At 64.8% G+C, this 14,225-nt stretch carries 12 protein-coding genes; 1 reads left to right on the top strand and 11 read right to left on the bottom strand.

Going from position 1 to position 14,225, the window contains the following annotated elements; all coding sequences use genetic code 11:
* Window positions 1-53: 53 nt before the first annotated feature.
* The 11 genes from FJV80_RS17565 to FJV80_RS17515 form a co-directional block, all read right to left on the bottom strand.
* Window positions 54-935, bottom strand: a complete 882-nt coding sequence (locus FJV80_RS17565; protein ID WP_142877046.1) for an SMP-30/gluconolactonase/LRE family protein — start codon at window positions 933-935, stop codon at window positions 54-56.
* Between the two features lie 2 nt (window positions 936-937).
* Window positions 938-1,906 carry an ABC transporter permease gene (locus tag FJV80_RS17560; protein WP_142877045.1) on the bottom strand — a complete coding sequence of 323 codons (969 nt, stop codon included), beginning with the start codon at window positions 1,904-1,906 and terminating at the stop codon, window positions 938-940.
* Window positions 1,903-2,925 carry an ABC transporter permease gene (locus tag FJV80_RS17555; RefSeq protein WP_246688992.1) on the bottom strand — a complete coding sequence of 341 codons (1,023 nt, stop codon included), beginning with the start codon at window positions 2,923-2,925 and terminating at the stop codon, window positions 1,903-1,905. Before FJV80_RS17555 ends, FJV80_RS17560 begins: the two co-directional genes overlap by 4 nt.
* Before the next feature lie 9 nt (window positions 2,926-2,934).
* Window positions 2,935-4,437, bottom strand: coding sequence for a sugar ABC transporter ATP-binding protein (locus FJV80_RS17550; RefSeq protein WP_246688990.1), 1,503 nt, complete (start codon window positions 4,435-4,437; stop codon window positions 2,935-2,937).
* 67 nt (window positions 4,438-4,504) lie between these two features.
* Window positions 4,505-5,572, bottom strand: a complete 1,068-nt coding sequence (locus FJV80_RS17545; protein ID WP_095792127.1) for a sugar ABC transporter substrate-binding protein — start codon at window positions 5,570-5,572, stop codon at window positions 4,505-4,507.
* Between the two features lie 57 nt (window positions 5,573-5,629).
* Entirely contained in the window at window positions 5,630-6,694 is a 1,065-nt protein-coding gene (locus FJV80_RS17540) for a substrate-binding domain-containing protein (protein ID WP_245437744.1), read from the bottom strand.
* Between the two features lie 262 nt (window positions 6,695-6,956).
* Complete coding sequence (locus FJV80_RS17535; protein ID WP_095773141.1) at window positions 6,957-7,721, bottom strand: GntR family transcriptional regulator; 765 nt, start codon at window positions 7,719-7,721, stop codon at window positions 6,957-6,959.
* A gap of 82 nt (window positions 7,722-7,803) precedes the next feature.
* Window positions 7,804-8,529, bottom strand: a complete 726-nt coding sequence (locus FJV80_RS17530; protein ID WP_142877042.1) for an E3 binding domain-containing protein — start codon at window positions 8,527-8,529, stop codon at window positions 7,804-7,806.
* On the bottom strand, window positions 8,526-9,536 hold the full coding sequence (locus FJV80_RS17525) for a C-terminal binding protein (RefSeq protein WP_142877041.1): 1,011 nt from the start codon (window positions 9,534-9,536) through the stop codon (window positions 8,526-8,528). Before FJV80_RS17525 ends, FJV80_RS17530 begins: the two co-directional genes overlap by 4 nt.
* Window positions 9,537-9,570: 34 nt before the next feature.
* Window positions 9,571-11,955, bottom strand: coding sequence for a thiamine pyrophosphate-dependent enzyme (locus FJV80_RS17520; protein ID WP_246688991.1), 2,385 nt, complete (start codon window positions 11,953-11,955; stop codon window positions 9,571-9,573).
* A gap of 136 nt (window positions 11,956-12,091) precedes the next feature.
* On the bottom strand, window positions 12,092-13,312 hold the full coding sequence (locus tag FJV80_RS17515) for a mandelate racemase/muconate lactonizing enzyme family protein (RefSeq protein WP_185975229.1): 1,221 nt from the start codon (window positions 13,310-13,312) through the stop codon (window positions 12,092-12,094).
* Window positions 13,313-13,428: 116 nt separating this feature from the next.
* On the opposite strand from FJV80_RS17515, the gene FJV80_RS17510 reads away from it, so the two are divergent.
* Window positions 13,429-14,223: an SDR family oxidoreductase gene (locus FJV80_RS17510; RefSeq protein ID WP_142877038.1), complete on the top strand. Its 795-nt coding sequence runs from the start codon at window positions 13,429-13,431 to the stop codon at window positions 14,221-14,223.
* Window positions 14,224-14,225 lie beyond the last annotated feature (2 nt).

The raw sequence follows: 14,225 nt of genomic DNA, 5'->3' as shown, positions 1-14,225 counted from the left end.
GCCACTACTTCAGACATCGTTTCGATAGCGAAACGATGTTCGAGGTACACTGGCTATCCCTTGAACGCCGGCAGGGTCAGGCCCTTGACGCCGACATCGAGCGCGAACAATCCGCCCGGATTCTTCTGGCGGACGAAGTGGCTTGCCGGGCGCCTGAGCACGGCCGAGGTGACATAGAGGATGTCGAGATCCTTGCCGCCGAATTCGCAGCACGTCGGCAGGTCGGTCGGCAGAACCACGGTCTGCATCAATTCGCCATCAGGATCGTATCGGCAGACCTTGCTGGTCACCGGGATGGTCACCCAGTAGCAGCCCTCGGCATCGACAGTGGCGCCGTCGGCGACGCCGCCGGTCATCGTCATGTCGATGAACGTCCGGCGATTCTCGATATCGCCGGTGGCGGCATTGAAATCATAGGCCCACACCGCGCCGGCATGGCTGTCGGAGAAATACATGGTCTTGGAATCCGGGCTCCAGGCGAGCCCGTTGGAGCAGCCGATGCCGTCGATCATCTTGTGCACCGACAGATCAGGATCGAGCCGGTAGAGCGCGCCGATGAATTCGATCGGCTGACCCGGCACCTCGAACATCGAACCCGACCAGAAGCGGCCCTGGCGATCCGGCTTGCCATCGTTGAAACGGGTATTCGGCATATGCGATTCCGGGTCGACGATCGCCGCGAACGTGCCGGTCGCCGGGTCGAAGAAGTGAAAGCCATTGGCCATGGTCAGCACAAGGCCGCCCTTCTCGCGCAGGCCGAGGCAGCCGAGATATTCCGGTGTCTCGAAGGTCTCGTCCTTGCCGGTCGCTGGGTCGTAGCGATGGATCAGCTTCTTCCAGATGTCGATCCACCACAGCACGCTGGCCTTGGGATCCCAGAGCGTGCCTTCGCCGAGTTCGGCCCTGGCATCGACGACGCAAGTGATTTCGACCATGGTCAGCCCTCTTTTCTCCGCAGCCTGCCGCCGAGGCCGGCGAAGGTCTCGCTGCCGATCGAGACCGTGAGCAGGATCACCGCGCCGTAGACGATGAGCAGCGCGCCGCTCGACAGGTTCAGCGCCGGCAAAAGACCAGTGAGGATGGTGAGCACCATGGCGCCGGCGACGGTGCCCAGATAATGGCCGCTGCCGCCGAGGATGGAGGCGCCGCCGATGGCCACCGCCGCGATCGAGGTGAACAGATAGGCGTCGCCCATGCCGAGATAGGCCTGGCCGGAATAGCCGGTCAAGAGTATGCCGGCGAAAGCGGCTGTGAGGCCCGAGATGACATAGGTGAGGATGGTGGTGCGCGCGGTCGGCACGCCGGAGAATTCGGCGACCGTGGCGCTGGTGCCGAGCGCGTAGAGATGGCGGCCGAACGCCGCCTTGGAGAGCAGCAGCGTCGCCACCAGCGTCAGCGCCAGCCAGATCAGCGCGATGACCGGAAAACCACTGAGCCGCCCCACCGACAGGAACTGGATCAGGGCCGGCGCCGATGGCGTGGGCGAACCGCCGGTCAGCACCAGGATCAGGCCTTGCAGGATCACGTTCGTGGCCAGCGTCATGATGATCGGCGGCACGCCGAACTGGGCAACGCCGATGCCGTTGATGAGGCCGATGAAGGCGCCGCCGGCAAGCAGCAGCGGCATGACCCAGACCAGCGGCAGATCCTGCCCGCCGCACAGCAGCGCCATGATGATGGCGGCCGAATTCAGCACCCAGGGCACCGACAGGTCGATGCCGCCGCCGATGATGACGAAGGTCTGGCCGAGCGCGACGATGCCGACGAAGGCGGCCAGCACGACGGTGGAGCGCATGTTGGAGACCGACAGGAATCCCGGCGAGAACAGCGCCGTGACCAGGAGCAGCGCCAGCATGCCGGCATAGGCGAGCACGATGAGGCGGTTGCGGGCGAGGAAAGCGCTCATTGGGCACGGTTCCTTGCAGCTTTCTCGGCGACGGAACTGGCCAGCACCGAGAGCAGCAGGATGACGCCGGAGGCGACCGGCTGCCAATAGCTCGACACATGCAGGACGAAGACCAGATTGCCGATCAGGGTGAGCACGAAGGCGCCGATCAGCGTGCCGGCGAGATGGCCGCGTCCGCCGAACAGGCTGACGCCGCCGATGACCGCCGCCGCCACAGAGGGCAGGATATAGTCCTTGCCGATGGTGGGCGAACCGGCGCCGGTCTGCGTCACCAGGAACAGCGCCGCACCGGCCGCGAACAGGCCGGACAGGCCGTAGGTGACGAGGTTGACCCTTGCGATCGAGACGCCGGACAGGAAGGCCGACTTTTCGTTGGAGCCGGTCGCCTGGATGGCGATGCCGACCCGCGTCGCCCGGAACCACCACCAGAATAACAGCAGCGCCAGCAGCATCCAGACAGGGCTGGTCAGGCCGAGGAGCTGTGCGGAAGCGAAGCCGACCCACCATGAGGGAATGCTGCCGCCATCGGTCGGCAGGATAATCATGGCGATGCCGTTGAGGATCGACCAGGTGGCGAGCGTGACCAGGAAGGGCTGCAGCTTGAGCAGCGAGATCAGCAGGCCGTTGAGTGCGCCGATCAGGAAACCGAGCGCCAGGATGATCAGCGCCCAAAGTGCGGTGGTCGACACATCGTCGGTAAAGCGCGTCGCGGCGATCACCGTGCCGAGGCTGATCATGCCGCCGATCGACAGGTCGATGCCGCCGCGCAGCAGCACGATGGTCTGCCCGGTCGCCGCCAGCATCAGCGTCATCGCCGCCGCCGTGTCGAGGTTGAGCTCGTCCAGCGAGAAAACGCCGGATTGCAGGCTGCCATAGATGCCGACAATCAAGGCCAGCATCAGGCAGGCGACCAGGAACGGCGCCCGGTCGAGCAAGCGGCCGCGCCAGTCGATGGCCGGCCTGGTGGGATTCGTCCCGGCCGGCTTCTGCGCCATCTCCACAGTCTGCTGCACGGACATCACCATGATTCAGGCCGCCCTGGTTTCAAGCATGGCGGCGCGCAGGATTTCCTCCTCCGAAATGTGAACCCCCTCCAGCGTCGCGGCAATGCGGCCGTTGCGCATCACCAGCACGCGGTCGGCGACATGGACGAGTTCCGGCATGTCGCTGGAATGGAACAGGATCGCATAGCCCTTGGCGGCGAGGTCGCGCATCAGCTGGAAGATCTCGCCCTTGGTGCCGACATCGACGCCGCGCGTCGGATCGTAGAGCAACAGCACGCGCGCCTGCGTCAAAAGCATCTTGCCGAAGATGACTTTCTGCTGGTTGCCGCCCGACAGGGTGCCGGCAAGTTGTTCCGGCGTGCCGGCCTTGATACGCAGGAAATCGACCATTTCCTTGACGAGCGCTGCTTCCTTTTGCCGGCTGAGCAAGCCGTTTTCGGTGAAGCGCTTGATGACCGACAGCGTCAAATTATCGCGCACGCTCTTGGTCAAAAGCAGGCCCTGGCCGCGCCGGTCCTCCGGCACCAGCGCGATGCCGTCCTTGCCGGTCAGCGCCTGGCGCGGATTGCCGATCGAGACCGGCTTGCCCCACAGTTCGATCGAGCCGCTCGCCTTGGTGGCGCCGAACAGCGCCTGAAACAGTTCGCGCTGGCCATGACCTTGCAAACCGCCAACGCCGAGTACCTCGCCCTCGCGCAGCGCGAAGTCGACGCCGGAAAGCCGGCTGCCGCTCGAAAACCCCTTTACCCCAAGAGCGATGCGATCGGTCGCGGTGGACACACGCTCGGGATAGAGCCGGTCGAGATGGCGGCCGATCATCTGGGTGACGATCTCATTGTCGGACACGGCATCGGCCGCATGCGCGGCGACGGTGCTGCCATTGCGGAAGATGGTCAGCCGGTCGGCGATGGCGCGCACTTCGGCCATGCGGTGCGAGATGAAGATGACCAATCTGCCCTCGGCGGCGAGCTGCCGGGTAAGGTTGAGCAGCCATTCGGCTTCCCGTGCCGGCAGCGCCGAGGTCGCCTCGTCGAGGATCAGGATGCGCGGGTCCTTGGCCAGGCCCTTGGCGATCTCGACGATCTGCCGCTCGGCCAGGGTCAGCCGCCGCAACTCCTGATCCGGGCGAAGCGCCGGAAAGTTGTATTCTTCCAGCAGCGCCAGCGTCTTGCGGCGCATCTCCGTGCGATTGACGGTGCCAAGCCACTTGCGCGGCTCATGGCGAAACCAGATGTTCTGTTCGACGCTGAGATCAGGGATCAGCGACAATTCCTGGAAGACGGCGGCGATGCCGCGTGCCTGCGCCGCATCCGGATTGGCCGGGCGATAATCCTGGCCATCAACCAGGATCGAGCCGCCATCATGCCGCACGGCGCCCGACAGGATCTGGATGAAGGTGCTCTTGCCCGCACCGTTCTCGCCAAGCAGGGCATGCACCTCGCCGGCGCGGGCGCTGAACGTCGCCTCGCTCAGCGCGACAATGCCGCCATAGCGTTTGGACAGGCCGTTGACAGTGACAAGGTCCATGCATGCGCCTTCGAAAAGCTCTCCCGACATCTTGCGATGCCGGGAGACAGGGTCGTGGTCACGGATGTTACTTGCTGCCGGCGGCTTCCGCAGCGGTGATCTCGACCCAATCGGGCGTGATCGGCAGCGTCAGGCCGGGCGCCTGGTCCGGGAAGGCATTTTCGCCAATGGCGATCTTGATCATCTTGGTGCCCGGATAGAGCTTGGACTCGAAGGGATCGGTGGTGACGAAATCGCCCTTGACCGAGACGGAACGCTCGGCCGGCTTCTTTCCGGTGTCGAGAATGTCGACCGCCAGCTTGATCGCTTCCGAAGAGAGATAGGCCGGGTTGGATCCCAGGATGCACTTGGCGCCTTGCGTCTGCGCGCAGGTGACGGCGGCGACATTGTAGGAGAAGCCGACGACCGGGACGATCGGCCGGCCGGCATCCTTCAGCGCCTGGATGGCGCCTGAGCCATAGCCTTGCGTCATGATGCCGTCGATCTTCGGATTGGCGGCAAGCAGTGCCGCGACACCCGACTGTTCCGGTCCGAGGGCATAGTTGCCGTTGTAGTAGCCGACGACCTTGATGTCGGGATATTTGGCCAACACCTTCTCATAGCCCCCCTGCAGCTGCGCCGAGATCGGCGCGCCGGCGAGGCCGCGGTCGAGGATGATGTTGCCCTTGCCGCCGAGCTGCGTGGCCATCCACTCGGCCATGACGGAGGGGATGCGGTCCCAGTCTGAAGCAACGGCATAAGCGCAGGGTTCGGTCACCACCTGGTCGAAGGAGATGACGACGATGCCAGCGTCGCAGGCTTTCTTGATGGTCGGGTTCAAGGCCGAGTCCGAACCGGCATCGACGAGGATGGCGTCCGGCTTCTGGCGGATGATGTTGTTCAGCGAGTTGATCTGCGCCTGGACGGTGTTCTCGACATTCTCGATCTTGAGGTCGACACGGCCCTTCAGCGGTCCCTTGTTGACCGAGACGGTGGCGACGCGCTCCATCTGCTGGCGCCAGTCATTGCCGACGAAATTGTTCGAGAGATAGATGGTGTAAGGCTTCTTGTCCTCGGCGTGGCCAGTCTGCATGCCGGCAGCCATCATGGTGGCGGCAAAAGCTGCTAGGCCGATGTTACGGCTCAATGATTTCATGATTTTCTCCTCCCGTTTTTCGTTTCGCGCCTGATGTGGCGCATCGCAATCACCAAATCAGGTTCCCGAGGCCTCCTTGGGGGTGATCTCCACCCAGCTCGGCGACACCGGCAAGGAAAGCCCTGGCGCGAGATCCGGAAATACGGTCTTGCCGAGCTCGATCTTCACCGCCGAGGAATTCGGCGTGTATTTGGCGTCGACCATATCCGTGGTCAGGCCGGGTGAATTGAACAGCACGGTGGTGTCGGCGGGCTTCTTGCCAGTGTCCAATATGTCGACCGCGAGCTTGATGGCTTCGGCCGACAGCGACGGCGGATTGGCGCCGAGCCAGCATTTGGCGCCCTTGGTCTCGGCGCAGGTGACACCGGTGCCGTTGAAAGCGGCGGCGACGATCGGCACCATCGGCCGGTCGGCATTCTGCAGCGCCTTGATGGCGCCGGTGCCATAGCCCTGCGAGAAGATGCCGTCGACTTCCGGATGCGCGGCAAGCAGGCTGGCCACGCCTTCCTGCTCGGGTCCGGCGGCATAATTGCCGTTGAAATAGCCGACGATCTCGATGCCGGGATATTTCTTCAGCACGGCACCAAAGTTCTTCTCGAACTGTTCCGAGATCGGCGCGCCGGCGAGGCCGCGATCCATGAAAACCTTGCCCTTGCCGCCAAGGATGGAAGCCATCCATTCGGCCTGGTTGTTGGCCATGATGTCGAAGTCGGAATGCAGCTTGTAGGCGCATTCGGCCGACACGGTCTGGTCGAAGCTGACGACGATGATGCCGGCGTCGCAGGCCTTCTTGATGGTGGGATTGAGCGCCTCGGCCGACGACGCATCGATGAGGATGGCAGCCGGTTTCTGACGGATGATGTTGTTCAGCGAATTGATCTGAGCCTGAACGGTGTTCTCGGCATTTTCGATCTTGAGGTCGACGCGGCCCTTCAGCGGCCCCTTGTTGACGGCGACATTGGCGACGCGTTCCATCTGCTGGCGCCAGTCATTGCCGACGAAATTGTTCGAGAGATAGATGGTGTACGGTTTCGGGGTCGATGTATGGCCCGGCATCGCAGCCATCGACGCCGCGAACCCGGCAAGCGCCACGAAGCAGGCGCTCAAGCTCCTTAGTCTCATGGTCTTCCTCCCTGTATTTCCTGCCCAGCCGGTGATGGACTGCGCCATCTTAGTCGGATGAAGACGGTAAATTGATACCGGTACCAATCACCTTTGTCAATTTGCCCAGACTTGCCAAAGGCTGCGTCCACGAGCCGAATTCGCCGGAGTTCCCCTCTTGCGACGTCTCCCGTGGCCGACCCTCCAGCCTAGCTATCATGCTATTATAATTTTATGAGCCTGTCTATGCGATGTCAGCAGAAAATCCCGCCTCCGGCGCGCTTCAGGACAGGTCGTTCGGCGCGTCGTAAGTGATGCTGAAGATATCGGCGGGGTGGCGGGCGACCGAGAATTCGATGCTGCGCTGGTCCGCCGACTGGTAGAGCATCTCTACCGTCAGCACCGGACTGCCGAGCGTTATGCCGAGGTCGGCGGCAACCGCCTCGTCGGCGATCTCGGCGCGCACCGTGACATGCGCCACGTCGAGTCGCAAGCCGAGATGTTTCTGCACCGAACGGAAGATCAGCACGTCGGAAAAATCCTCCCGCTTCAGGCGCGCGCCGATGTCGGGCGGGAAATAGGTGGTGATCTGCGCCTTGCGCTGTTCGCCGATCGACAGCACGCTGCGCAGGCAATAGCCGGCCTCGTCCTTGCCCATGCCGAAATGGCGCTGGAGCACGGGCGAAACCTCCTTGCGGTAGGATTTCACCGTCAGCTCGGCATCCTTGGTGAAGGCCGCCATGTCGGCGAAATTCTTGAACTTCCAGCTCAGATTGACCGAGGGGCTGCGCGCCGCGACCACGGCAGGCTTGGCCGAACGCTTGCGGATCAGCCCGTCGGCCTCGAGATCGCGCAGCGCCTGGCGAACCGTGATCAGGCTGACGCCGAAATGCTCGGCGATGGTCGCTTCCTTCGGCAGTTCGCCGCCGACGGGGAAGGTGCCGTTGCCGATCGGCTCGCGCAAAATGTCGGCGAGCTGGCGGTAAAGCGGCCCGTTGGCGCGGCCGAGCGTGCGCCTGGGAAGACTGTCTATGGTCGGGTGGTCCATGTGCCTCGTCGCGCCTGTGTCGAAGCTTTTATAATAGCTTCCCACGCCCGAGGCTAGGCAAGGCTGTTGACGATCAACCGTCTCAGACAAAGAGCCGAAGCGGCTGTTCGATCGCCGATTTCAGGGTCGCGAGCCATGCGGCAGCGGTAGCCTCGTCAACGCTCGCCGCGTCTGTCGTCAGCAGGCATTCGGCATGATCGCCCTGCATGTCGGACGAAACGGTCAGGCGCATGGTGCGGCCCGGCAGAAGCGGCGTTATCATCGGCCTGATGTCGCTGGCCGGCAGCAGCCGCAGGGATAGGGTCGCTGGAGTTTCCGTCTCATCCCGGCTGTCGGCCAATGCCGCAAGCCGCAAGGCGCGCAGCGATGTCAGGGCCATTTCGGGGATCATGGCGAATACGGTTTGCCGGCCTGCCAGTTCCAGCGCCACGGAAGCGCCACCGAACCTGGCTGCCTGCGGCATCTCGACAAATGCTCGACCGGCGGCACGCAGCAGCACGTCGTCGATGGCGAACACATGGCCCGAGCTCTCAAGCGCCGCCAGCAGGTCTTGCAGCGCGCCGAGGGCAACGGCGGTGGCAAAGGCGGCGATCCGGTGCGCGGTCGGGGATAGGGCCGCTGCCGGGGCGACGGCATTGGGCGAGGCGAGCGGTGCGGCAACCGGAACGAAGCCTTGCACATCGGCGGCCAGGATGCGCCCGCCAGGACCGCTGCCGCGAAGTGTTTCGAGCGGCAGGGAACGCTCGCGCGCCAGGCGGCGGGCATAGGGCGAAACCGCCACCCGGACCTGCGCCGTCGCGATGTTCATTTCAGATACTCCGAATTCACGCAGTTGGTCAGCCGTCCCTCGGTGAGATAGGCGTGGACCACCTCGATCGATTTCAGCCGGAGGTCGCGCATCGACGCCGGGCTGTAGAAGGCGGCATGCGGTGTGACGATCAGCCGATTGGCGATCCAAGGCTCGCGGGCGCGCCAGGCGGCGAGCAGCGGATGATCGAGATCGCCGGGCTCGCTCGGCAAGACGTCGAGGCCGGCGCCGGCGACGATGCCCTCGCGAATCGCCGCTTCCAGCGCGTCGAGATCGACGATCGGACCACGCGCGGTGTTGATGAGGACAAGGCCTGGCCTGGCGGCGGCGAAGGCGGACGCGCCAAGCAGCTTGCGGGTCTCCTCGCTGAGCGGCGTGTGGACGCTCACCACATCCGCCCGCTCCATCAATTCACGGAGCGAATGGACGCGTTCGTAGCCGGTCGACAGGTCGACACCGGACAGAAGGTGCGGATCGTAAAACACCACCTTCATATCGAAGGCGGCGGCGCGACGGGCGGTCGCAAGTCCGATGCGGCCGAGACCGACAATGCCGAAGGTGGCGCCCTTGTGCCGGCGGACCAGCGGCGCCTTGGAGAAATGCCAGCCTTCGGCGCCAAAGCTGGAAAGCTCGACGCCATAGGCCGATGTGCCGCGCGTCAGCGCCAGCATGAGGCCGATGGCGTGATCGGCGACCTCGGTGGTGCCATAGTCCGGCACGTTGCAAGCCGGAATCTTCCGCGCACCCCAGCCCGCCGTATCGATGTTGTCGAAGCCGACGCCGGAACGCACCGCTATGCGCGCCTTGGGAAAGGCCGATGGCGCGGCGGCGACATTGTGGGTGGGCGAATAGTTGATGACGGCGTCGACCACCTCGCAGACGGCAGGATCGAGTGCGGCTGCCTTGTCGTTGGTCGAGCGTGCGAGGATGAACTCCATATCGGGATAATGCTGCCGCTCGAGTTCGGCCTCGTCGGCGGCTTGCCAGTTGGCGCACAGGATCTTCATGCCAGCCCCTTCGGATTTCAAGTTCGGTGATGGGTTATTTCTTGATGCCGCCGATGCGGCCGCCCATCGGCACCACGGCGCCGACCGGCTGATCGATGGCGTTGAGTGTCCCGCTGGCCGGTGCCTCGATCTCGACCACGGCCTTGTCGGTCTCGATCTCGGCGATCAGTTCGCCTTCCTTGACCTGATCACCGACCGTCTTCAGCCATTTGACGACGGTGCCTTCGCTGACGGTGAGATCGCCGAACGGCATTGTGATCGGCTCGTCGTCGCTGGGAGCGGCAGCCGCTGAAGCGGCGGGCAAAGATCTGGCCGGAGCAGGCGCTGGCTTAGCCGGCGCAGCACTTTTCAGGCCGACCGTATACCAATGGTCCGGCACCGGCGGTTGGCCCGATATGACGTCGCGCACGCCCTGGGCGATGCGCGCCGTGTCGACCAGCATGGCGCGCTCCAGCACCGGCGCGAAGGGATGCGAGGTCGGCGCGGTGTGCAGCCTTCCCGGTGGGGCGTCGAGTTCGTCGAAGGCGAACTCGTTGATGGCCTGGGCGATCTCGCCGCCAAGGCCGCACATCGCCCAGGCTTCGTCGACGATGAGCAGGCGATGGGTCTTTCGGACGCTGGCGACGATGGTGTCAATGTCGAGCGGCATGATGGTGCGGGGATCGATCACCTCCGCCTCGATTCCTTCGGCGGCGAGCGCCTCGGCTGCCTCCAGCGCGCGCTGCACCATCTGGCCGGCGGCAACGATGGTGATGTCGGTGCCTGCCCGCGCAATGCGCGCGACGCCGAAAGGCACAAAATGCTCGCCGACCGGCACCTCGCCCTTGGAGGCGAACAGCGCCTTGGGCTCAAGCATGATGACCGGATCGCCGGCCCTGAGCGCGGTCTTCATCAGGCCCTTGGCATCGGCAGGGGTCGACGGCACGCAGACGATAAGGCCCGGCATATGGGCGAAGACCGGATGATAGATGCCGCTGTGATGCGGCCCGGAGCTGCGCAGCGCGCCGGCGCCGACGCGCACCACCATCGGCGCGCTCATCAGGCCGCTGGTCATGTAGCGCAGCTTGGCCGCCTGCAGGAAGATCTGGCCGGCGGTTTCGAAGGCAAAGTCGGCGAACATCAGGTCCGAGACGGTGCGCGCACCGGTGGCCGAGGCGCCGACGGCGGCGGCGGTGAAGCCCTGCTCGGAGATCGGCGTGTCGACCATGCGCTCGGCGCCGAATTCCTGCCAGAGGTTTTTGGTGTGAGCGAAACTGCCGCCGCGCTCGCCGGTGCCCTCGCCGAAATAGAGGATCGCCGGATTGGCGCGCATTTCCTCGGCGATGCCGTCACGTACGGCCTCGAGCCATCCCTGCGTGCGGGTCTCGCCGACGGCTCGCCAAGCCAAGGCGGCGGGCGGATTGATCGGATCGGCAAAGACATGCAGAAGTACCGTCGCCGGATCGGGCTCGGGCGAGTTGCGGGCAAAGGTCAGAGCCTCCTCGACCACCTTCTCGATCCTCGCTTCTATTGCCGCGAGCGCCTCGACATCGGCGATGCCATAGTCCTCGATCAGCCGCTTGCGGAACATGTCGATGGGGTCGCGCTTGATCCAGGCGTCGAGTTCCTCCTGCGTGCGATAAGTGCCGATGACCGGATCGCCCTCATGGTGACCGACGGTGCGGTAGGTCTTGGCCTCGATCAGCGTCGGGCCCTTGCCGGAACGGGCGCGCTCGGCGGCCTCCTTCATCGCCAGCCAGACGGCGAAGACGTCGTTGCCGTCGACCGCAACCCCAGGCATGCCGTAGGAGGCGGCCTTGGTGGCGATCTCTGGGTTCAGCGTGATCGACTTCAGCGGCGTCGCCGTGGCGTAGAGGTTGTTCTCGCAGATGAAGACCGCCGGCGCCCGCTGCACGGCGGCGAAGTTGAGCGCCTCGTGGAAGCCGCCATGGTTGGCGGCGCCGTCGCCGAAGAAAGCGACGCCGATGTCGTCGCGGCCCTGCTGGCGGGAGCCCATGCCGATGCCGACGGCATGGCCGATGCCGGCGGCGACGATGCCGTTGGTGCCGAACAGGCCGACCGAGCGGTCGTAGAGATGCATGGTGCCGCCGCGGCCGCCGCAAAGGCCGTCAACCTTGCCGAACAGCTCGGCCATCACCCGGCCGGGATTGGCGCCCTTGGCCAGCGCGTGGCCGTGGCCGCGATGGGTCGATGTCACCCAGTCGGTTGGCCGCAGATGCGCGCAGACGCCGGCGCCCGTCGCCTCCTCGCCGATATAGAGATGCAGGAAACCGGGTGTTTCGCCCTTGCGGCAGGCGATCTGGGCGATGCTTTCGAAACGGCGCAAAAGCACCATGCGTTCGAACAGATCGAGCAGGATTTTTGGATTGGGCAGGTTTGGAGCGCCCTTGAAATCGTCGCGTGCGCGCGCCGCAGACATTGCCACCAGAGCCTCCCTGAAATGCGTCCGACGCCGGGCGGCAGCGCCGGCGGCGAGCTTGTTGGCCGCTCGCTTTGGTGCATCATAGATTATAATAGCATAATGTCTACTGGCTTCGGACTGAGCCGTGCGATGGCTAGAGTCTGGTGATCCGAACGGTCGCGTCGGGCCGCTGAAACAGCTCCGGCCGCAGGCTGAGACCCAGCCCCGGCCCTTCGAGCGGCGCAACGTGGCCGTCCTTGACCGGCGGAATGTCGGCGACGATCTCGGTGTACCAGCCGGTGAAATAGGCGCGCACCGCCTCCTGGTAGTTGACGTTCGGCAAGGTCGCCGACAGCGCGCAACTGGCGGCATAGACGATCGGCCCGGTGCAATCGTGCAAGGTGACAGGCAGTTCGCTGGCCTCGGCCATGTTGGCGATCTTGCGCGCTTCGGAGAGGCCGCCGCACCAGGCGAGATCAATCATGATCACGCTGGCCGCGCGCTTGTCGATCAGTTGCTTGAAAATCTGCCGCGAGGCGAGCCGCTCGCTGGCGGCGATCGGTATTGATGTATGGCGGGCAAGCTCGGCCATGGCGTCAAGCTCGTTGTAGCGGATCGGCTCCTCCAGCCAGGCGACGTCATGGGCTTTCAGCGCCTCGGCGATGCGCAGCACCGGCGGCAAGGTCCACAGCCCGTGCAGTTCGACCATGATTTCCATGTCGCGGCCGACGGCGTCGCGGATTTTCTGGATAGGCTCCAGCGCCTTGTCCAGATCGGTCAGCGAAATGCGCGTGCCGTTCGATGCCTCGGCGGCGATGTCGAACGGCCAGATCTTCATCGCGCCGATGCCTTCCGACTTCAGGCTCCTGGCGAGATCGCCGGCATTGTAGCGCCAGGCGAGCAGGTCCTCGTACGGGCCTTCGTTGGAATCGCCAGGCTTGAGCGACCAGTCCTCGCCGCGCTCGAACAGGGCGTTCCTCTTGGTGGCCCGGACGTGCTTGTACCCGGCGCAGGTGTTGTAGACCGGCACGCTCTTGTGGGTGCGCCCGCCAAGCAGCCGCCAGATCGGCTCGCCGAGCGCCTGGCCATAGATATCCCATAGCGCGATGTTGACGGCGGAATTGCCGCGCAGCTCGGCGCCGGAATCGCGGGCGCCGACATAGACGCTGCCCAGCATGCGGTCGTGCAGTTCGATGTCGCGCGGATCCTTGCCGAGGAGATAGGACGCGACATTGTCGTGGATGTAGGCGGCGACCGGCCCCGGCGCCCAGAACGTCTCGCCGGTGCCGATCAGGCCGGCATCGGTGTGGACGCGCAGCCAGAACAGGAAGGGGAATTCCGCCAGCTGCAGCGTCTCGAGCGCGACGACTTTCATTGTTTTCTCCCCATTGCAGCGAACCATGCGGTCGGCGGGACAATAGCACATCGCCGTTGACAGCCATTTATGGTACCGGTATCAATCGCGTCAAGATGGCCACCGGGAGGGTTTTCTTGCCAGCCGAGAATCACAACACGCCGCCACGAAGGGCACTTGTCACCGGTGCCGCCGGCGGCCTCGGTCGCGAGGTGGCGATCCAGCTGGCGCGGCGCGGCTGTGTCGTCGCGGTCACCGACATCAATGGCGAGGGACTGGCCGAGACCGCCACGCTGGTCGGCGAAACCGGCGCGGAAAGCGAAAGCATCGTCAGCGACTTCACCGGGGAAGGCGCGCCGGAGGCGGCGGTGGAGAAAGTGGTGGCGCGCTGGGGCGGCATCGACATCCTCGTGAACAATGCCGGCTATGGCGTGATCGAGCCCTTCCTCGACGCCACCTTCAAGGCCTGGACGCGCACGCTGGCGCTCAATGTCACCGCGCTTGCCATGGCCTGCAAAGCGGCGGGCCGAGTGATGCGCGAGCAGCGTTCGGGGCGCATCATCAACATCACCTCGCCGGGTTCGCGCATGGCGCTGCCCGACTACACCGCCTACACGGCGAGCAAGGCTGGGGTCGATTCCATTACCCGCGCCGCAGCGGTAGCGCTGGCGCCCTATGGTGTGCTGGTCAACAGCCTGGCACCGGGCATGATGGACACCGAAATGCAGCGCTCGACCGAGGTCGACCTGGCCCGCGCCAATGGCCGCAGCGACCTGCAGGCCTTCCTCGACGAGCGCACCCGCCGCATCCCGCTCGGCCGCCGGGCCGAGATTGCGGAAATCGCGGAAGCCGTCGTCTGGCTCTGTCTCGATGCGCCCAAATACATGACCGCCGAGCGGCTCAACATGTCGGGCGGGCTCGACAAGGACTGATC

The sequence above is a fragment of the Mesorhizobium sp. WSM4310 genome, from assembly GCF_007003935.1.
In the GTDB taxonomy this organism is placed as follows: domain Bacteria; phylum Pseudomonadota; class Alphaproteobacteria; order Rhizobiales; family Rhizobiaceae; genus Mesorhizobium.
Note: the sequence above shows the minus strand (reverse complement) of the source record. Positions and strands in the feature narration are given on the sequence as shown.